The following is an 18,397-nucleotide window of genomic DNA, read 5'->3' as shown; positions in this document are numbered from 1 at the left end:
GGGCGCGAGGTGGCAGCGCCTGGACCGGTCAGGCTCGGCCACCCTTGGCGACACCTCCCGTGGCGGCACCTCCGGCGAGCCGACGCGTCGACGACGCCTTCGCGACCGGAATCGGCCCCGGCGAGTTCATCGAAGGCCGCGCAGGGCTGCCGGGTGCACGTGCTCAACCCTCCGGAACTCCTGAACGCGTGCGCTGTCCCCCACCACCACCGTGGCCAGATCGCTGACGATGTCCGGCAGGCAGCCCGCGGGCAAGTCGGCGGCCACACACTCGGCCAGGACGCTGAACACGGCGGCCCTTCGGAAGGAGAGCTGGGAAGGACTCTCCCACGCGGGTACGAAGTCGTCGTCCGCCTCGGCCCGCGCATGGGCGTGGGACAGGTACGTGTCGCGTGTGGCGGCGAGTCCGTCGCGCAGCCGGACTCTCGTCGCGGCCTCGAGCCCGTCTACCTCGAGGGCTGCCAGGGCCAGCGGGTGTTCACGCAGATCGAGGTGTGCCAGGGCCAGGTCAAACGCGTGGCGGCGCATCCGCCCTAGCGAGGGGCCCAGGTCCGCCCGGTAGCCCGCGAAGGGCTGCCGCTTGAGCAGCGGCGAATCGATGAGGCCTTGGGGCAGCAGGTGGTCCGGAACGGGCTCGATCCTCACCGCACGATGCGGGCCTTGCACCCAGGCGGCGTCGAAGCGCGCACCCGTCGCCAGCTCGACCGCTCTGAGGCCCGCGCCCCAGCCCGGAAACCCCAAGGTCAGGCCCGCATGGCGAAGAACACGCAGCGCTGGTGTACCTCGTCCCGGCGACGCGCTCACCGTCGGCGACGCGCTCGTGGTCACCGTGGCCAGCGCAGTGTGCACCGCCATGACCCCGCTCCTCGCAGCGCTCCCGCCTCGCCCTGGCACCCTGGGCGCCACCGGCCGACGGCGTTGTCCTGCTCCTCGGCGGTCCGGCCAGCTTCGGGTGGTCCGAACTCATGCTTCCTGAGGGCCGTTGGCCATGGCGGCCGTAGTCGAGGCCATGCGCCACAGCGACCGGCCCCGACCGCCGTACTGGTCACCGACTGCCGCGGCAAGGGCCTGACCTCCGACGCCGAGGCGTCGCGGGCAGGGGACGCGCTGGCGAACTTCGCCGCCCACGGCATTCAGGGCGTGTCAATCCCTCCTCCCAGGGCGGCGGCCCCGAGACTGGTCATCCCTGTTCATGGGAGTTCCCTCACGTCCTCTGCTGCGGGTTGTCGTGCCGGCTTTCATCGTTGTGCTGTCGCTGCTGTTCCTCTGGTCCCTCGTCTCGCGTCGGCTGGCGCGATGGAGCATCACCGCGCCGATCGCCTTCGTCGTGGCGGGCGCCGTCCTCACCCGTGGCCCGCACCCGGCCGTGCCGTTCGACCTGGAGGCGCACAGCTTCGAGGTGGCCGTCGAGATCGTGCTGGCCGTGATGCTGTTCATGGACGCCACCGAGGCCCGCGAGTACGAACGCCTCGGCAGGTCTGTCGGCGAAGGCCGTCTGCTCGGCATCGCGCTGCCCGCCTCCGTCGCCCTGGCCACCCTCCTGGGCGCCCTCGTCCTGCCCGGCACCAGCTGGTGGCTCCTGGCGGTGGCCGCGCTCGTCGTCATGCCCGTCGACCTCGCGCCGATCGCCGGATTCCTGCGCGACGCGCGGGTCCCGCTGCGGGTGCGGGCGGCGCTGAACATCGAGGGCGGCTTCAACGACGGCCTCATCTCACCCCTCTTCCTGTTCTGCGTGGCGAACCTGGCGACCGCGCACGGCAGTACCTTCGCGGAGCTGCTCTGGAGCGTCGTCAAGGGCGCGCTCCTCGCCGTCGTCGTCGGCAGCCTGCTGGGGGTGGGGGCCGCCTGGCTCGTCCGGCGGGCGCGGGACGAGGGCTGGGCCCGTCCCGCCGCGCTGCGCACGGCGAGCCTCGCCCTGCCGTTCCTCGCCTACGCCGTCGCCACCACCGCGGGCGGCAACGGCTTCGTCGCGGCCTTCGTCACCGGCCTGTGGTACGCCACCACCGCCCACGCGGTCGACGGGGACAACCTCGGGCTCGTGCACGAGGTCTCGGAGCTGATGGCCCTGGCCGTGTGGTTCACCCTGGGCAAGATGGCCACCGACGCGTTCGCCGACGGCGTCTCCGGGCGCGTCGTCCTGTACGGGCTGCTCGCCCTGACCGTGGCCCGCCTGGTGCCCGTGATGGCCTCGCTGGCGGGCACCGACCTGCCCCGCACCGAACGCTGGGCCATCGCCTGGCTCGGCTCGCGCGGCGTCACGTCCATCGTCTTCGCCCTACTGGCCTCCATCCAACTGCCGCCGGACGACGGCGCCTTCATCATCCACGTGATGTGTACGACGGTCCTGCTGAGCGTCGCGCTGCACGGCATCACTCAAGAGCCCGTCGCCCGCAGGTTCGCGCGCACCCCGCAGCCGATCCAGTGACACCGCTTGGGCGGCCCACCGGGAAGGGCCGGGATCAGGCGTTCTTCCACGCGGTACGGGCGCGGGCGGCGAAGTCCTTCGCGTCCTCGCGCCGGGCCGCCGTGCCGTAGCGGGCCGCCAGCTCGTCGACCGGCCCCTCGGCCGCCTCCTTGAGGTCCAGGACGAGCAGGCTCGTGCCGTCCTCCACGTCCGCGCTGAGCAGGATCATCGCGGCATACTCCTCGCCCTCGCGCTGCGCCTCCAGCGTGCTGCCGAGCGCGGCGCCCGCCGTGGCCCCCAGCAGCGCGCCCAGCGGACCGGCGGCGAGGCCGAGCAGCCCGCCCACCGCACCGGCACCGACCGTCGCCTCGCCCACCTCCGTGTTCTCACCGAGGGGCACGTCCAGCGTGCCGTCCGTCGCACGTTCGAGGACCGCGACCTGGCGCAGCCCCGGTAGCCGCAGGGCGTCGGCGTAGGCGACCCGGCACTGTCCGGGATCGCGGAAGGCGAGAGTGACAACCCGATGGACAGCCATGTGCGAGCGGCCCTCCTGCTCATGTCGAGTGATGCCATCGACGCTAGGTCACTCTCCCCGCCACCGCCACAGCACTCCTCCCTCACACCTCCTGGGTCACGACCGCTCACGCGAGCGGCGTGTGGACCTCCGCCGGGCCCGGGCCGGTCGCGATGTCGGCGGGCTCGGCCAAGGGTGACAGGCCGTCGTGGAGTTGGCGGAGCCCGTCGGAGCAGGTGAGCTCGATGGCGGAGACCACGTGCGACGAATGGCGGGTGGGCAGACGGTGACAGCCGCGCGGCACGACGTGGAGCCGGGCGGTGGGGATCTGTTCGGCCAGGCGGTGCGAGTGGGCGGGCGGGATCGTGGGGTCGTCCTCCCCGACCAGGATGTGTACGGGGATACGCCGCAGGGCCTCCAGCTCGGTGACGTCGTGGCGCATCAGCGCCTTGAACCACCGGGCGGCGACATCCATGGGCGGCTGCGTGCTCAGCCTCGGCTGCCAGAGGTTGTGCAGGCGGAGCGCCATGCCCGGGGCACGGATGCACATGCTGGCCATGGCGTGGCGCAGCAGACCGATCAGGCGCGTCCGAAGCGGGTAGCCAGCGGCAGCGAGGTCGAGGCCGCCGCCGCTGGAGGCGGCCAGGAGCATCGCGATGACCTTGTCCCCGAACAGCCCGGGATGGGCCGCCGCCAGGGTGAGCGCCGCCGCGCCGCCCATGGAGTGGCCGACCAGGACGACGGGCACGTCCCCGGGTGCGGTGGCGGCGATGACCGCCTGGAGGTCGTCGGCCAGCAGAGACATCGCCGGTCGGGCGGTGCCGGTGGTGGACCGGCCGTGTCCACGCTGGTCGTAGCGCACGACGAGGGTGGTGGGACGGACCAGTTGTTCCACGGTCTTGTCCCAGATGCCAGAGGTCGCCTGCCATCCGTGGGCCAGGATGAGCACCAGATCGGGGTCGCGCGGCCCGCGCAGGTACAGGGCCAGGCGGGCGCCGTCCGGCCGCGGCAGGCCGACGGGGGTGCAGGGGATCTCGGGCACGGACGTCTCCTCGATGCGGCGGCGGTACGGCTGTCCGGGGCGGGCGGCGGCAGTGCGGTGCGCTTCTGTGCGGCGGGGCTTGCTGCGTCATGCCCTGCCGAGGACAGGAAGGCACACGGACTACAGACGCAGGAGGCCGTAGCACAGGTTGTAGGGGCCTCCGCTGCTGCCTCGAAGCGGTGCCCCCGCTCCCGGACCCCCGCTCGAGCCCCACCCCGTAGTGCCCAAGCACCAGAACGCCCGAGCGGCTGGTCCGCGTGCACCAGGGCGAGACGGCGGCGGGAGACGATGCCCCGCAAGGCGCCGCCCGCGAGGGTGGAAACGCGTGAATCCCACGCGGTTCCCCTTGGCTGAGCGGTGTCTGGAGTGATCGACAGGTGGCGGCATTTCTCGACGGTACGGACGACACGGCGCGGCGAGCGCCCCTGGCCGAGTCGGCTGCGCTGCCGGGCGGTTCGGCCCGGCGGGGCAGCGCGGTCCGTGGCACCCGCCGCGCCGAGGCCATGGGTGAGGTCGAGCGAACGGGCCCTCCGCGCGGGGCATCGGCGCGCATCGGGAGGCTGTCCCTCGGCGCCCTCGGCGCCCTCGGCATCCTCGCGCTCGCCCTCGGCGCCCTCCAGTCGGTCCTCGACCCCGCGCTCCCGCTGCTCCAGCGGGAGTTGGGTGTCAGCCCGGCTGAAGGAGCGCTGGTCGCCAACACCTTGCTCATCACCGGTGCGGTCGTGGCGCCCCTCGCGGGCAAGCTCGGTGACCGCTACGGCGGGAAGCGGGTGCTCGTCCGGCTGATGGCCGTGGTCTCGGCCGGTGGTCTGGTGGCCAGTCTGGCGCCGAACCTGCCAGTGCTGTTACTCGGGCAGGTGCTCCAGGGCGTCATGGTGGGCGCGCTGCCGCTCTCCTTCATCCTGGTGCGCACACATCTCACGGCCGGGGCGTCACAGATGGCGATCGGCCTGGTCATGGCGCTGTTCACGGGCGGCGGCATGGTGGGGACGCTGTTCGCGGGGCCGGTCGCGGAAGGCCTGTCCTGGAAGTGGATGTTCGCGCTGCCGACGCTCGCTGTCGTCGTGGCGACGGCGGTCGTGGCCCGGGTGATGCCGCACGACGAGCCGGTCCGAGCGGACAGCAGGGTCGACTGGCCCGGTGCGGTCCTGCTGAGCGGCACGTTGCTCACCCTCATGATCGGGCTCGTGAAGGTGACGAGCGGCGACCTCCCGCCCCTCGCGGTCGGCGCCCTCGCGGTGGCCGTGGCCGTCCTCGCGACCGGATGGGTCGCCGTCGAGCGCCGGGCCGCCTCGCCGATGGTCGATCTCCGCATGCTGGCCCGGCCCGCGATGTGGAACGCGTGCGTGTTCACCCTCATCATCACCACCAGCTCCGGGATGGTGCTCTTCCTGCTCCCGCAGCTGTTCGCGGTACCGGCCGACGGGTACGGCTTCGGCGCAAGCACCACCGACATCGGCCTGTTCCTGCTACCCGGTGCCGTCGCCGGGGCGGTCAGCGACTGGGTCGGCGGGATCGCGACGCGGCGCTTCCGTCCGCGTACCGTGGTCGTCGCGGGCACCGTCGTCACGGCGGCCACGATGATCGCCCTGGCGTCGCTGCACAGCGCGGCATGGCAGCTCGTCCTCGCGAAGGCGCTGACCGCGTTCGCCGCGGGCATCGCCACCACGGCGTTGCTCGCGGGCGCCGCCACCGCCGTCGAGGCCAAGGACACCGGCATCGCCACCAGTCTGCTCGTGGTGACCCGCGTGATCGGAATCGCCCTGGGCGTCCAGATCGGCGGCGCGATCCTCGACGCCGGGGCCGACCCGACGATGGGGCTGCCCGCCGAATCGGCCTTCGCCACGGGCTTCGCCGTCTCCGGCCTCGTCGCCGCGCTGTCACTGCTCGTCGTCCGCATCACCAGGATCCGTATCGCCAAGAAGGGAACCCAGGCATGATGTCTACCGGTCCGTCGACCCACGTGAGTCCGACCGCGAAGCGCACCGTACTGATCTCCGGAGCCAGCATCGCCGGACCCGCCCTCGCGTACTGGCTGCACCGCTCCGGATGCGCGGTCACCGTGGTGGAGAAGGCGGGTTCGCTGCGCGACGGGGGTTACCCGATCGACATCCGCGGCAGCGCGATCGAGGTGGTCCGGCGGATGGGGATACTGCCGCGGCTGAGGGACGCGCACATCGACTCGCGCCGCTTCACCTTCCTCGACGCCGACGGCGGTGAGGTGGCCTCGCTCGGCCCGCACGCCGTCGTCGGCAGTGTCGAGGGGCAGGACCTCGAGGTGCGGCGCGGGGATCTGGCCGCGGTCCTCCACGCGCTGGTCCGCGACGACGTGGAGTTCCTGTTCGGCGACTCCATCGCCACCCTCGACACCCTTGATGCCATCGACGCCCTCGACCAGCGCGGACGCGGCGTGGACGTGACGTTCCGCAGCGGGCGGCAGCGCACGTTCGACCTGGTGATCGGCGCCGACGGCATGCATTCCCAGACCCGGGAGTCCCTGTTCGGCCCCGAGGAACAGTTCCACCACTACCTCGGCTACGCCTTCGCCGTCTTCACCATGCCGAACACCTTCGGGCTCTCCCACGAGCTCATGATGTGGAACACCCCGGGCAGGGCCGCGGCCCTCTACGCCGTGGGGTCCGGCAACGAGCTGCACGCCTTCCTGGTCTTCCACCGGCCGGAGCCGCCGCTCGACGCCCTCCGCGACCCCGGCGCCCAGCGGGACCTGGTCGCCGCGGTCTTCGCGGGCGCGGGCTGGGAGGTCCCCGGCATGGTCAAGGCGATGCGTGACGCGGGCGACCTGTTCTTCGACACGGCCGGTCAGATCCGCATGCCTCGTTGGTCAAGGGGCCGGGTCGCGCTCGTCGGTGACGCCGCGTACGCGCCCTCGTTCCTCACCGGCCAGGGTTCGAGCCTCGCCCTGGCCGGCGCCTACGTGCTCGCCCACTCCCTGGCCACGTACGGGGACCACACCGCTGCCTTCGCCGCGTACGAACGCGACCTGCGGACGTACGTCACCATGAACCAGGCGCTGGTCGGCAACGGCGCGGCCGCGCTCCTGCCCACCACGGCGCGGGCCCTGGAGGAACGCGACACCAGGCTGCGGAACCTCGCCACCCTGCCCTCGGTGACGGCGCCACCGGCCCACTCGGCCCTGACACTGCCCGCGTTCGCCCCGCTGCCGTGATCTGAGGGGGGCTTCGCGGAACGGGAGGCGGCGCCGCCCTAGCCGGGGGCGGCGCCGCCTTCAGGGGCTGCCTGGGCCAGACCCGTCCGGTAGGCGATGACGACGAGTTGCGCCCGGTCGCGGGCCTCCAGCTTCGTCATGGCGCGCTGCACGTGGGCGCGGACGGTGAAGGGGCTGAGGAACATCTGCTCGGCGATCTCCTGGTTGGACAGGCCGGTCGCGACCAGGGCCACCATCTCGCGTTCGCGCGGGGTGAGCACGGCCAGCCGTTCGGGGTCGCGCGGCGGGGCGTCGTCCGGTGTGGCCAGGAAGCGGGCGACCAGGGAGCGGGTCGCGGCGGGCGAAAGCAGGGTCTCGCCGTCGGCGATCGTCCGCACGGCGGACAGCAGGTCCTCGGCCCCGATGCCCTTGCCGATGAAGCCGCCCGCCCCCGCGCGCAGCGCCTGGGCGACGTATTCGTCGGTCTCGTACGTGGTGAGGATCAGGATGCGGCTGGCCCGCAGTTCGGGGTCGGCGCAGATCTGCGACGTGGCGGTGAGACCGTCCACCTCGGGCATGCGGATGTCCATGATCACGACGTCGGGGCGCAGCTGCCGGGTGAGTCGCACCGCCTCCCTGCCGTCGGCGGCCTCGCCGACCACGGTGATGTCGTCGGCGGAGTCGAGCAGCAGCCGGAAGGCCCCGCGCAGCAGGGCCTGATCGTCGGCGAGCAGCACGCGGAGCGTCATGGCGCGCCCCCGGTCTCCGCGTCGCCCGTACGGCCGTCGGCTGTCCGTTGCTCGGGGGGTGTCGCTCCGTCAGGCATCGGCGTCGTGTCCTTCGCGGGCGGGAGGGGCAGTTGGGCGGAGACGAGGAAGCCGCCGTCCGGGCGGCTGCCCGCGGAGAGGTGGCCCCCGACCGCGGTGGCGCGTTCGCGCATGCCGATGAGGCCGTAGCCGGGCGCGCGGTCCGCCGTCGCGGACGCTCCCCGCCCCGTGGCGGGTGCCGTGCGGGCGCCCCCGCCGTCGTCGGTGACGGTGACGGTCACGCGATCGCGGTTCCAGGCGAGGCGCACCCGCGCGCTGCTCGTACCGGCGTGTTTGGTCACGTTGGTCAGGGCCTCCTGGACGATGCGGTAGGCGGTGAGGTCCACGCCCGGGGGCAGCGGTCTGGCCGTGCCCTCGTGGCACACCGACACCTTCAGGCCCGCGCGGCGGAAGGACTCCAGGAGCGTGGGCAGGTCGGACAGGCCGGGCGCCGGTTCGGCGGGCGCGGCGGCGTCCCCGGACTGGCGCAACAGGCCGACCGTGGCCCGCAGTTCGTCGAGCGCGTGGCCGGTGGTCTCGACGAGCTCGTGCAGGCTCGTGCGGGTCTGCTCGGGGCGGGCGTCGAAGAGGTGGGCGGCGACGGTGGCCTGCGCGTTGGCCAGGGTGATCTGATGGGCCACGAGGTCGTGCAACTCCCGGGCGATGCGCACCCGTTCCTCGGCCACGCGGTGGCGCGCCTCGCTGTCCCGGGTCTCCTCGGCCCGCCGGGCCCGCTCCTCCACGGCTGCCAGGTAGGCCCGTCGGTTCCGCGTCGAGTGCCCGAGTACGCCCGCCACCACCGGGAACGCCGCCACCGCTCCCATCCTGCTCACGTCCTGCCCCGAGAGGTGCTCGAAGAACGGCGTGGGCGCGACGAGCAGCAGCGCGGAGAGGAGCAGCACCGCGCTCTCCGCGCGCCGTTCGGTGCGTACGGTGAGCGCGTACGCGTACGCGGCGATCACGGCGGGGGCCACGATGAGCGGGGTCAGCAGGAGGCCCAGGGGCGGCACCAGCATGCCGCTCGCGGTGGTGGCCGCCAGGGCGGCCAGGGGTGCCCGGTGCCGCAGGGGAAGTACGGCACAGGACACCACCGCGATGAGGTAGGCGGCGGCGGGCGGCGCCGACGCCGTGTCGTCGACGTGGAGCACGCCGCCGAGCAGGCAGAGCGCGAACGCCGTCGCCGTGATCGCTGTCTCCCGCCGCCACATGCCGCGGGAACGCGGGCCGCCGCCATCTGAGTTCGTCATGACCGGCTCAGTACCGGTGGCGGCCGACAGGCAGCGGCGACACCGCCGCGTCCGGCCCGGTCGGGGGCGCCGGGGCGTGTCTGCTCAGCTTCTCGCCCTCGATGTCCACGGTCGGCAGCACGCGGTTCAGGATACGGGGCAGCCACCAGGCCCGGTGGCCGAGCAGTGCCAGGGCGGCGGGGGCGATGGCCATCCGGACCACGAAGGCGTCGAAGGCGACGGCGGAGGCCAGGCCGACGCCCATCGTCTGGATGGTCGGGCTGCTCATGCCGATGAATCCGGCGAAGACGCTGATCATGATGATGGCCGCCGCGGCCACCACGCGGCCGCTGTGCCGGAAGCCGGTGACGACGGCCTCGCCGGGCGACGCTCCGTGGACGTAGGCCTCCCGCACGCGGGTGAGCAGGAAGACCTCGTAGTCCATGGCGAGGCCGAACACGATGCCGATGATGAGGATCGGCATCAGCGACATGACCGGTCCGGTCTGCTCGATGCCGATCAGGTCCGCGGCCCAGCCCCACTGGAAGACGGCGACGACGACGCCGAAGGCGGCGCCCACCGACAGCAGGAAGCCGAGCGCGGCCTTGACCGGGACCAGGACCGAGCGGAAGACCACCGTCAGCAGGAGCACGGCCAGGCCGATGACCACGGTGAGATACGGGATGAGGGCGTCGGCCATGGCTTCGGAGATGTCGATGTTCAGCGCGGTCTTGCCGGTGACGAGGACGCCCGCGCCGGTGTCGGCCTCGACGTCGGAGACCGCGCCGCGGAGCGCCCGCACCAGGTCCTTGGTCTCGCCGCTGTTCGGCGCGGTCCGCGGGACGGCCGTGAGGACGGCCGTGTCCTTGGTCCGGCTGAGCACCGGATCACCGACCGACGCGACCCCGTCCACGGCTCGTACGGTCTTGACGACCAGGTCCGTGGTGGCGCGGGGGTCCGCGTCCTCCGAGATGTCCACGACCACGGTCAGGGGGCCGTTGAAGCCGGGGCCGAAGCCTTCTGACAGCAGGTCGTAGGCGCGGCGCTGGGTGGTCTGAACCGACTTGGACTCGTCCCCGGGCAGCCCGAGTTCGAGGCTGAGCGTGGGGAGGGCGACGGCGCCGAGACCGAGGACGGAGAGCACCAGGACCGCGACGGGACGGCGCAGCACGAACCGCGCCCAGCGGGTGCCGATCCCCGCGGAGTCGCTGTCCGGCCGGGCGCCCTTGCGGGCGGTGCGGGACAGCACCCGGCGGCCGAGGAACCCGAACAGCGCGGGGACCAGGGTCAGCGCGACGAGGACGGCGAGGGCCACGGCGCCCGCGCCGCCCAGGCCCATCCTGGTGAGTTCGGGGATGCCGACGACCCCCAGGCCGACCAGGGCGATGAAGACGGTCGCCCCGGCGAAGACGACCGCGGATCCGGCCGTGCCGACCGCCCGGCCCGCGGCCTCCTCCGGCTCGCTGCCCCGGGCGCGTTCGTCGCGGTAGCGGGAGGTGATGAAGAGCGCGTAGTCGATGCCGACCGCGAGGCCCAGCATCAGCGCCAGGATGGCGACGGTGGAGGTCAGGCCCAGCGGCACGGCGAGGGCGGAGACCAGGCCGAAGGCGATGGCCACGCCCGTGAAGGCGCTGAGCAGCGTCAGACCGGTCGCGACCAGCGAGCCGAGGGTGAGGACGAGGACCACCGCCGCCACCGCCACGCCGACGATCTCCGTCGTACCGCCCGGCGCTTCCTCCGACTCCAGGGCCGAGCCGCCGATCTCCACGGTCAGGCCCGCGTCCCGGGCCTGGCTCGCGGCGCCTTCCAGGGCGCTCTTCGTGGGCCCGGTCAGGTCGACGGCGTCCGCGGTGTAGGTGATGGTGGAGTAGGCGATGGTGCGGTCCTCGCTGACGGCACCGGTCTTGTAGGGGTCGGTGGCCGACGCCACCTGGTCGCCCTCGTCCAGCAGGCCGAGCGCGTCCGTGACGGCCGCCTTGTTCTCCTTGGCCGTCATCCGCTGCCCGTCCGGGGCCCGGAACACCAGACGGGCCTCGGCGCCCTGGGAGTTGCCCTGCGGGAAGCGCTCGTCGAGCAGGTCGAACGCCTTCTGCGACTCCGTGCCGGGCATGGAGAGGTCCTCGTCCTCCCCCGACGGCGCGAGGGCGGCGGCGAGCCCGGCGAGGACCAGGGCGGCCAGCCAGAGCCCGCCCACGAGCCGACGCCGCCGGAAGGCCCACCGTCCGACCCGGTAGAGAGATGTCGCCACCTGTTGATCACTCCAGACACCGCTAGACAAGGGGAAACGCGCGCGATCGGCGCACTTCCCACACTTGCCTGCGGTGTCCTGCGGAGCATCGTCTCCGGCTGCCGTCTTGCCCTGGTGCAGGCGGATCAGGCGGCCGGAGGGTCTGGTGCGTGTGCACTACGGGGTGGGGGTCGACCTGGAGTTCAGCGGCCGGGCCGCGGTGCGCTCCGGGGCGGCCGCCGACGCCCGTGCCCGGCACTCGGCTGCCGGGCGTGAGCCGGGATCGGGCTACGCGGGCAGGGCCGCCAGCGACACCGTGACGACCGTCGGCGCCACTCTCCCCGCCTCCCGCAGAGCCTCGGCGACCATCTCCACCAGCCACACCGCGACGTCCGGCGACCACTCGCGCGTGGCGCAGCCGAAGCGGAGCACCTCGCGCATCCCATGGGTGTGCGTCGACCGGTCGAGATCGAGGGCAAGGCCCGGCAGGCTGCCCTCCGCCACCGACGGGGCGATGTCCACCGCCCCTTGCGCCTTCTCCCGCACCGCCTCGCGCAGGGCCGCCGTGTCGGGCTCGGCCGCTCCGCCCGCGCCGGGGCGGCAGGAGACGGTCACAAGGACCTCGTGCCGGGCGTCCGGATCGGCCAGGTCGAACCACGGTGCCAGCTCGATCTGGTGGAAGGCGGTGTCCCGCTCGGTGGCCTGCAACGGCAGCAGCGCGTGCAGGCCCGTGAACGTCACCGTGCCCACGCGGGCCAGCGTGTCGGACAGCACCAGGGCGATCGGCCGGACGGGAAGCCCCGGGCGCGGCGGGTCGATGTGGACACCTGCCCCCAGCCACGCCAGCTGGCGCACTTCACCGTCCTGCGTCCAGTCACCGCCGACGTCTTCGTGGGCCCACGCGGTGGGCTCGTGCTCGGCCGTGACCTCGCCGTCCTCGTGGAGCAGACCGCCCACGGTCCGCCAGCCGTAGGAACCGGCCCGGTCGACGGCGAGGAAGAGGAGCTCTTCCTCGACGGAGCCCTCGGCGTCGGCGTCCCGCGTGACCACCCGGTCGAACCACGGATGCCGCTGGAGGGTCCCGTGCAGGCCGACGACGACGCTGGGGGGAAACACAGGCGGGCACTCCCTCGATGCGGAAAGACGGAGAGGCGGAGAGGCAGAAAGGCGGCAAGAACGGCAGACGGTGCCGGAAGACTATCTTCCGGCACCGTCTCAGCCGTTGCTCACAGGCCGCAGCCGAGCCGCTGCGTCGCGGTGATCTTCTTGTGGCTGTCGTCCGGGTAGCCGATCAGGTCGACGTCGATGACGCTGCGGAAGTCGTACTGGCCCACGTTGTACGTGCACTTGTACGCGGCCGCCGCGCGCTTGCCGCTGCCACCGCCGGAGTAGACGTTCTTCACGTCCGTGGCCAGGGTCTTCCACTCGCCCCCGCGCTTGACCTGGAGCCACACGGTGACCTTGGCCTTGACGCCCCGGGCCGGGCCGCTGAGGTTCTTCCACCAGCCGTGCGCGTTGATGTGGCCCCGGACCGTGTGCGAGAAGTGGACGTTGTCGCCCAGCGTCTGGAACGCCCCGACGCCGGAGCCGGCGCGGGCGGACTGCGCGGAGGCGACGCTGCGGTACCGCGGCGCGTCGGAACCGGCGGCCTGGGCCGGGACGGCCGCGCCGAGAGCGAGCAGAGTGGCCAGGGCAGCCGAAGCCGCCCCCGTACGGATACGCACGTGGAGTTCCCCCAAAGAGTCGTTCGGTCGCGGCACGTTCGCCGCGACGTTCGTACGCGCCGCAGTCTAAACACCTGGTCCGGGGCCTATGAACGGCGGTGCCCCGGTATCGGAGCCCCGCCCTCCGCGGTGGGGACGCCCGTTGAGTGCTCAGCGGCCCCGCAGCCGCGTGGCGATGACCGCCATCGTGGCCATGAGCACCGGGAGGACCAGCATCGCGGTGCGCAGGGTGGTGGATTCGGTGAGGGCGCCGATGAGGGGGGATGACCGCGGCCATGCCCAGGCCGAGGAGGCCGTAGCCGAGGAACCCGGCGAGGACCGTGGGCGAGGCGACCGGGATCAGCGCGCCCGCCCCGGCGACCGCCGCGCAGCCCAGCGTGAAGCGGGTCGTACCGACGCGGGAGCGCACGCGGTCGACGGAGAGCCGTCCGGCGACCATCCCGGCCGAGAAGACGGCGAAGCCCGTGCCCGCGGTGCCGCCGAGGCTGAACATCGCGTGGAAGCCGCCGAGCACCGGGCGCGCGTACGCCCGCTCGACCAGGACGCCCTGGGTGTTCATCGCCACGTCGACGGCGGTGTTGCCGCACGCGAACAGCGCGAGCACCGCCGTGAGCGGGGCGAGCCCCGGTGCGAAGGCGAGCCCGGTGAGCACCGCCAGGTAGAGGGCCATGCCGACGCGGAGCACCGTGCGGCTGCCGTACCGGGCCACGAGGCCGCCCACCAGAGGCAGGGCCCAGGGAGCCGAAGCTCTGCCCGAGGACCGGCCTGCGGCGGCAGATCTCCTCGCTCACCGGGTACTCCTGGGGGGCAGCCCCGGCCGTAGCCGCGCAGGTCCTGGAAGAGGGTCTGCGCGGGGACCGGCCGCGGCTGCCAGCGCATGATGCCGAGGCCCTCGGCGTGCACGGCCTCCGCGAGCGCGTCGCGCAGCGCCTCCACGGGGACGTCGTCGGGGTCGAGGCCGAGCTCCTCCGGCGTCACCAGGAGCGGGTAGAAGAAGCAGACGTGCGTACGGCCCTCCGGGACGATCGGCGGGCGGATACCCGGCACTCCCGCGAGGGCCGCGGTGAGCGCCGCGCGGTTGGCCTCGCGGGCGTGGGTCATCTCCGGGAGGCGGCGGAGCTGGGAGCGGGCGAAGGCCGCGGCGAGCACGTCGATGTGGTAGTTCCAGCCCATGATGCGGGCGTTGTAGTCCCGCCCCTGGCCCGGGAGTTCCTCGCCGAACATCAGCACCCGCCGGACGATCCTGAACCGTTCCTCGTCCCGGGGCGCGAACAGCCCGCCCTCGCCAAGCGCCGAGAGGGTCTTCGAGCCGTTGAGGCTGGCCCCGCTCATCGTGCCGAGCGCACCCACCTGCCTGCCGCCCCGCCCGGACGGACTCCGCCGCGCGATACGGAGGGTGGCCGAAGACCCACCCTCGGAGGAAGCGGCTGCCCCGGCTCACGCGTGCCGGAGCCCCTGGCGCGGTGGCGGCCGGAGCGTAACGGATGGCTGCATCGTCACGCGATCCCCGGGGAGGCCACCTGGCCCTCGCCGTGGAGCCGCAGCGTCTGGTCGTGGGCGGCGGCGCCGCTGATCCCGACCGCCATGCCCGCCGCGCCGACCGCGCCACCGGCGGCAGTCGCGGCGGCTTGCCGTAGCCCGGGCACACCAGCCGGGAGGGACCCGCACGGTCACCGTGCGCGCTCGTCGATGAGTACGGCCAAGCCGTCCAGGATCCGTCGCAGGCCGAACTCCCAGGCCTGGTCCTGCCCACCGGACCCGGTGGCCGAGGTGAGGGCCGCGGTGAGCGCGGGGAATCGCTCGCCGTGCTCACGCATCACATCGCCGAGGAGGAAGCCCAGTTGGGCCTCGGGGTTGCCTGCGGGGCCTGCCGCGCGGGCCTGTTGGGTGATGCCGCGTACGTGACCGACCAGCAGGACGGCCGCGTCCATCCGCTCGGCGCCGCTCAGCCCCGTGCCGTCCAGGGCGGACACGGCACGCTCCAGCCAGGACAGCTCACCAGGCCCCATGAGCCGCGGCCCGACGGTCGCGTCCAGCGCCCAGGGGTGCCCGCGGAAGACCGTGAGGAGCTGGCGGGCCCACTCCTCCAGCTGCTCGCGCCAGTCACCGGGCCGCGCCCTCTGCGCCGGGTAGGGGCCGATCGCGGCGTCGACCATCAGGGCGACCAGCTCGGCCTTGCCCGGCACGTACCGGTACAGCGCCATCTTGGTCACGCCCAGCTTCGCGGCGATGCGCTGCATGGAGACCTCGGCCAGGCCCTCCGAGTCGGCGATCTCGACCCCGGCCCGTGCGATGCGGTTCAGGTCGAGCGTCGGCCTCGGTCCGCGCGCGGGCTTGGGGTGCGGCCCCCACAGCAGTCGCACCACCTCGGCGTGTCCCTCACCCATGTCTGCCGCCTCCCGCCTTGCCGGGCTCTGCCTCGCCTTGCCTTGCGCAATCAACTGTATCCAGAGTACACAGTAAGCCTCAGTATCCGACGGACACAGTTTTTCGAGCGGAAGACAAACCATGACCAAAAACGTCCTCATCTCCGGCGCGAGCATCGCGGGACCGGCCCTGGCCTACTGGCTGGGACGCCACGGCTTCCGGCCCACCGTCGTCGAGGTGGCCCCGGCCCTGCGCCAGGGCGGCCAGGCCGTCGACTTCCGCGGCGAAGCGCACCTGACCGTGCTTCAACGCATGGGCCTGCTGCCCGCACTGCGCCGCGTCCAGACCGGCGGCAGCCCGATGCGCTTCGTCGACGAACGCGGCCGTACGCTCCTCGACCTGCCCGCCGAGTTCGCCGGTGGCGAGATAGAGGTGCTGCGCGGAGACCTGGCCCGCGTGCTCCACGACCACAGCGCCCCCTGCGCCGAGTACGTCTTCGGCGACTCGATCGCCGCCCTCACCGAGACCTCCTCCGGCGTGCGGGCCGACTTCCACAGCGGCGTCTCGCGCGACTTCGACCTGGTCATCGGCGCGGACGGACTGCACTCCGCCGTCCGCCGCCTCGTCTTCGGGTCCGAGGAGAACTACGTCAGCCACCTCGGGTACTACGCGGCCACCTGGCGGCTGCCCAACACCCTGGGCCTGGGCCGGGGTTCCGTCGGGTACAACGTGCCGGGGCGGCTCGCCTCGGTCGGCGCCGACCATCGGGACCCTTCCCAAGCGGGGGCGTTCTTCGTCTTCGCCGCGCCGGAGCTGTCGTACGACCGCCGCGACACCGCACAGCAGAAGCGCCTCATCCACGACGCGTTCTCCGGCCTCGGCTGGGAGGTGCCGCGCCTGCTCGCCTCCCTGGACCAAGCCCCCGACCTGTACTTCGACTCGATCAGCCGGGCGGACGTGAGCACCTGGTCCAGGGGGCGCGTGTGCCTCGTCGGCGACGCCGCCTGCGGGGCCACCATCGGCGGCATGGGCACGGGTACCGCGGTGGTCGCGGCGTACGTCCTGGCCGGTGAACTCGCGCGGGCCCGAGGCGATCACCGGGCGGCCTTCACCCGCTACGAGAGCAGGCTCCGCACGTACGCCGAGGGCTGCCAGACCGGTGGCGACCGCACCGGAAAGTTCCTCGCCCCGGCCACCCGCACCGGCCTGCGCCTCCGCAACACCCTGCTGTCCCGACGCCTCCTCCTGAACGGCATGCTCAAGCTGGGCCAAAGGGTCAGCAGCACGGTGACTCTGCCCGACTATCAGGTCGACGACAGCCGCGTCGGCCGGTAAGTGCCCAGGTGATCGCTGCTACCTTCCGGAGCCATGACCGACAACGTGTACGTGGGCAACGCGGGCAAGGACGCGGCACTGGACCGAGGGTGGCTGCTGGGGCACTTCAAGGACACCTCCGATCCTCGGCACAGCGAGGACGTGGAGATCAAATGGGGCGTCCACCCGCAGGGCGACGAGCGGGCTCAGTGGGTGACCGGCGAAGAGCGCACCGCCCTGCTGGTCCTCATCAGTGGGCGCTTCAGGGTGGAACTGCCCGGTCGCAGCGTTCTCCTGGCCCGGCAGGGGGACTACGTCGTGTGGGGCCGGGGCGTGGACCACTCCTGGTTCGCGGAGGAGGAGTCCGTGGTACTGACGGTCCGTTGGCCCTCGGTCCCCGGCTACAAGGTGGTCGATGGGGACGAGGTTGCTGCTGATCACAGCAAGCCGTTCAGCGCTGCGACCGGCACGGCGGCCAGTGCCGCGACCAGCACGGTGGCCTCGTAGCGGACGGCCACCTTGGCACGGCGGGCCCCTCCCCTTAGGTGGCCGCCGCGTAACACCGCACGGCCACCCTCTGCTCCGGGCTCCACTCCTGCTCGACCGTGGCCAGCAACTGCCAGCCCAACCGCTCGTACAGGACGGTCGCCGCCGTGTCCGAAGCGACCACGTCGAGCACCGGATGCAGGCCACGGTCCTGTGCTTCCGTGGCGGCCCGCGCCAAGAGCAGTGCGCCGATCCCGTGGCCGCGGGCCCACGGGGCGACGAACAAGCGGCTGACCACGGCGGTCGCGTCGGTGCTCACCCCGGCGCGAGCGCTCCACAGCCCGGGAGCCGCGTCTCCCGCTCCGCTACGGGACAGGCCGATGTGGCCTGCCACGCGGCCCTCCAGTTCCGCCACCCATGAGGCGATGAGGGATGACGGCGTGAGCCATGCGCCCGGCGAGGCGGGCCAGTTCACCGGATAGCCGTCGCGCGCATGGACCTCCGCGAGCACCCGCGCGCAGTCATCGAGGTCACGATCGGCCCGCTGTCGGACACTCGCTGGTACGCCCGCGCCGGGCGTGCTCTCACTCTTCACTGCGGCATGGAAACATAGTCACGGCGGTGGAGCCGGGGGCCAGCCCGCCCGTGAGGGAGAAGCCGTCGGCGCAACCGCCGCGGGCTTCGCCCCGGGCGCGCGGAGCGGCAGGGAGCCGGTCGGTGAGGACCCGCTGGAGTTCCGGCGGCAGCAGCTTCCCCTGGGTGAAGGCCCGGTGGAAGGCGCTCACGTCGTGCGCGGTGGAGACCACGCCTCCGGCCCCCGCGCCGCCGAGGCTGGCGTTGAACCGGTCCACGTCGCGCAGCATGCCGTCGGCGTCGGGGTAGTAGCCGTGGCCGTGCGGTCCCTTGATGCCCTCCGGCGGCTTGACCCTGAGGTAGGTCTTGGTCATCCCGAGCGGGCCGAACAGCCGCGCGTGCAGCTCGGTGGCCAGGTCGTGGCCGGTCAGCCTCTCGACGATCATGCCGAGGACGGTGTAGTCGGTGTTGGAGTAGGCCCACTTCTCGCCCGGTTCCCCGGTCCGGGGCCGATCACGGCTCCACTTCACCAGATCCAGCGGAGGAGG

Annotated in this window: 17 protein-coding genes; 5 read left to right on the top strand and 12 right to left on the bottom strand. The window is 72.9% G+C overall.

What is annotated here, in order from left to right; translation table 11 throughout:
* Positions 1-126: 126 nt before the first annotated feature.
* A complete protein-coding gene (locus ACIG3E_RS37175) occupies positions 127-855 on the bottom strand; it encodes a hypothetical protein (RefSeq protein ID WP_399624826.1) in 729 nt (242 codons plus the stop codon).
* Between the two features lie 373 nt (positions 856-1,228).
* Between ACIG3E_RS37175 and ACIG3E_RS37170 the strand changes: the two genes are divergently transcribed.
* Positions 1,229-2,425, top strand: coding sequence for a cation:proton antiporter (locus ACIG3E_RS37170; protein ID WP_399624824.1), 1,197 nt, complete (start codon positions 1,229-1,231; stop codon positions 2,423-2,425).
* 34 nt (positions 2,426-2,459) lie between these two features.
* Here the strand turns inward: ACIG3E_RS37170 and ACIG3E_RS37165 are convergent, their stop codons facing one another.
* Positions 2,460-2,939, bottom strand: coding sequence for a hypothetical protein (locus tag ACIG3E_RS37165; protein WP_399624822.1), 480 nt, complete (start codon positions 2,937-2,939; stop codon positions 2,460-2,462).
* A 106-nt stretch (positions 2,940-3,045) separates the two neighbouring features.
* Positions 3,046-3,960 (bottom strand): alpha/beta fold hydrolase, encoded by a 915-nt coding sequence (locus tag ACIG3E_RS37160; protein WP_399624820.1) that lies wholly within the window; start codon positions 3,958-3,960, stop codon positions 3,046-3,048.
* Between the two features lie 503 nt (positions 3,961-4,463).
* Here ACIG3E_RS37160 and ACIG3E_RS37155 point away from each other — a divergent pair.
* Positions 4,464-5,900 carry an MFS transporter gene (locus ACIG3E_RS37155; RefSeq protein WP_399624863.1) on the top strand — a complete coding sequence of 479 codons (1,437 nt, stop codon included), beginning with the start codon at positions 4,464-4,466 and terminating at the stop codon, positions 5,898-5,900.
* Positions 5,897-7,147 carry an FAD-dependent monooxygenase gene (locus ACIG3E_RS37150; RefSeq protein WP_399624818.1) on the top strand — a complete coding sequence of 417 codons (1,251 nt, stop codon included), beginning with the start codon at positions 5,897-5,899 and terminating at the stop codon, positions 7,145-7,147. Before ACIG3E_RS37155 ends, ACIG3E_RS37150 begins: the two co-directional genes overlap by 4 nt.
* Before the next feature lie 38 nt (positions 7,148-7,185).
* Here ACIG3E_RS37150 and ACIG3E_RS37145 read toward each other — a convergent pair whose 3' ends face one another.
* The 7 genes from ACIG3E_RS37145 to ACIG3E_RS37115 all read right to left on the bottom strand — a co-directional run bounded on the left by ACIG3E_RS37145 (position 7,186) and on the right by ACIG3E_RS37115 (position 15,496).
* On the bottom strand, positions 7,186-7,875 hold the full coding sequence (locus ACIG3E_RS37145; protein WP_399624816.1) for a response regulator: 690 nt from the start codon (positions 7,873-7,875) through the stop codon (positions 7,186-7,188).
* Positions 7,872-9,179, bottom strand: a complete 1,308-nt coding sequence (locus tag ACIG3E_RS37140) for a sensor histidine kinase (protein ID WP_399624814.1) — start codon at positions 9,177-9,179, stop codon at positions 7,872-7,874. The genes ACIG3E_RS37145 and ACIG3E_RS37140 overlap by 4 nt, the downstream gene beginning before the upstream one ends.
* 7 nt (positions 9,180-9,186) lie before the next feature.
* Entirely contained in the window at positions 9,187-11,406 is a 2,220-nt protein-coding gene (locus tag ACIG3E_RS37135) for an MMPL family transporter (protein ID WP_399624812.1), read from the bottom strand.
* Positions 11,407-11,673: 267 nt separating this feature from the next.
* On the bottom strand, positions 11,674-12,501 hold the full coding sequence (locus ACIG3E_RS37130) for a hypothetical protein (protein ID WP_399624810.1): 828 nt from the start codon (positions 12,499-12,501) through the stop codon (positions 11,674-11,676).
* 110 nt (positions 12,502-12,611) lie between these two features.
* Positions 12,612-13,109: a hypothetical protein gene (locus tag ACIG3E_RS37125; RefSeq protein WP_399624808.1), complete on the bottom strand. Its 498-nt coding sequence runs from the start codon at positions 13,107-13,109 to the stop codon at positions 12,612-12,614.
* A 555-nt stretch (positions 13,110-13,664) separates the two neighbouring features.
* The gene (locus ACIG3E_RS37120; RefSeq protein ID WP_399624805.1) at positions 13,665-14,441 is read right to left on the bottom strand and encodes a DegT/DnrJ/EryC1/StrS family aminotransferase; all 777 of its coding nucleotides are present in this window, start codon (positions 14,439-14,441) and stop codon (positions 13,665-13,667) included.
* 338 nt (positions 14,442-14,779) lie between these two features.
* Positions 14,780-15,496 carry a TetR/AcrR family transcriptional regulator gene (locus tag ACIG3E_RS37115; protein WP_399624802.1) on the bottom strand — a complete coding sequence of 239 codons (717 nt, stop codon included), beginning with the start codon at positions 15,494-15,496 and terminating at the stop codon, positions 14,780-14,782.
* 121 nt (positions 15,497-15,617) lie between these two features.
* Here ACIG3E_RS37115 and ACIG3E_RS37110 point away from each other — a divergent pair, with 121 nt between their 5' ends.
* Complete coding sequence (locus ACIG3E_RS37110; RefSeq protein ID WP_399624800.1) at positions 15,618-16,811, top strand: FAD-dependent monooxygenase; 1,194 nt, start codon at positions 15,618-15,620, stop codon at positions 16,809-16,811.
* 33 nt (positions 16,812-16,844) lie between these two features.
* The gene (locus tag ACIG3E_RS37105; protein ID WP_399624798.1) at positions 16,845-17,297 is read left to right on the top strand and encodes a signal peptidase I; all 453 of its coding nucleotides are present in this window, start codon (positions 16,845-16,847) and stop codon (positions 17,295-17,297) included.
* 34 nt (positions 17,298-17,331) lie between these two features.
* Here the strand turns inward: ACIG3E_RS37105 and ACIG3E_RS37100 are convergent, their stop codons facing one another.
* Positions 17,332-17,871 (bottom strand): GNAT family N-acetyltransferase, encoded by a 540-nt coding sequence (locus tag ACIG3E_RS37100; protein ID WP_399624795.1) that lies wholly within the window; start codon positions 17,869-17,871, stop codon positions 17,332-17,334.
* A complete protein-coding gene (locus tag ACIG3E_RS37095; protein WP_399624793.1) occupies positions 17,861-18,379 on the bottom strand; it encodes a serine hydrolase domain-containing protein in 519 nt (172 codons plus the stop codon). The genes ACIG3E_RS37100 and ACIG3E_RS37095 overlap by 11 nt, the downstream gene beginning before the upstream one ends.
* Between the last annotated feature and the right edge of the window lie 18 nt (positions 18,380-18,397).

The sequence above is a fragment of the Streptomyces sp. NPDC053474 genome (assembly GCF_044544845.1).
Taxonomy (GTDB): domain Bacteria; phylum Actinomycetota; class Actinomycetes; order Streptomycetales; family Streptomycetaceae; genus Streptomyces.
The sequence above is the reverse complement of the archived record's forward strand: the minus strand, read 5'-3'. Positions and strand labels throughout refer to the sequence as shown.

Coding starts and splice junctions, on each gene's coding strand:
- ACIG3E_RS37120 (WP_399624805.1), bottom strand. CDS start 14,441: ATGAGCGGGGCCAGCCTCAACGGCTCGAAGACCCTCTCGGCGCTTGGC.
- ACIG3E_RS37105 (WP_399624798.1), top strand. CDS start 16,845: ATGACCGACAACGTGTACGTGGGCAACGCGGGCAAGGACGCGGCACTG.
- ACIG3E_RS37115 (WP_399624802.1), bottom strand. CDS start 15,496: ATGGGTGAGGGACACGCCGAGGTGGTGCGACTGCTGTGGGGGCCGCAC.
- ACIG3E_RS37145 (WP_399624816.1), bottom strand. CDS start 7,875: ATGACGCTCCGCGTGCTGCTCGCCGACGATCAGGCCCTGCTGCGCGGG.
- ACIG3E_RS37155 (WP_399624863.1), top strand. CDS start 4,464: ATGGGTGAGGTCGAGCGAACGGGCCCTCCGCGCGGGGCATCGGCGCGC.
- ACIG3E_RS37140 (WP_399624814.1), bottom strand. CDS start 9,179: ATGACGAACTCAGATGGCGGCGGCCCGCGTTCCCGCGGCATGTGGCGG.
- ACIG3E_RS37165 (WP_399624822.1), bottom strand. CDS start 2,939: ATGGCTGTCCATCGGGTTGTCACTCTCGCCTTCCGCGATCCCGGACAG.
- ACIG3E_RS37150 (WP_399624818.1), top strand. CDS start 5,897: ATGATGTCTACCGGTCCGTCGACCCACGTGAGTCCGACCGCGAAGCGC.
- ACIG3E_RS37175 (WP_399624826.1), bottom strand. CDS start 855: ATGGCGGTGCACACTGCGCTGGCCACGGTGACCACGAGCGCGTCGCCG.
- ACIG3E_RS37110 (WP_399624800.1), top strand. CDS start 15,618: ATGACCAAAAACGTCCTCATCTCCGGCGCGAGCATCGCGGGACCGGCC.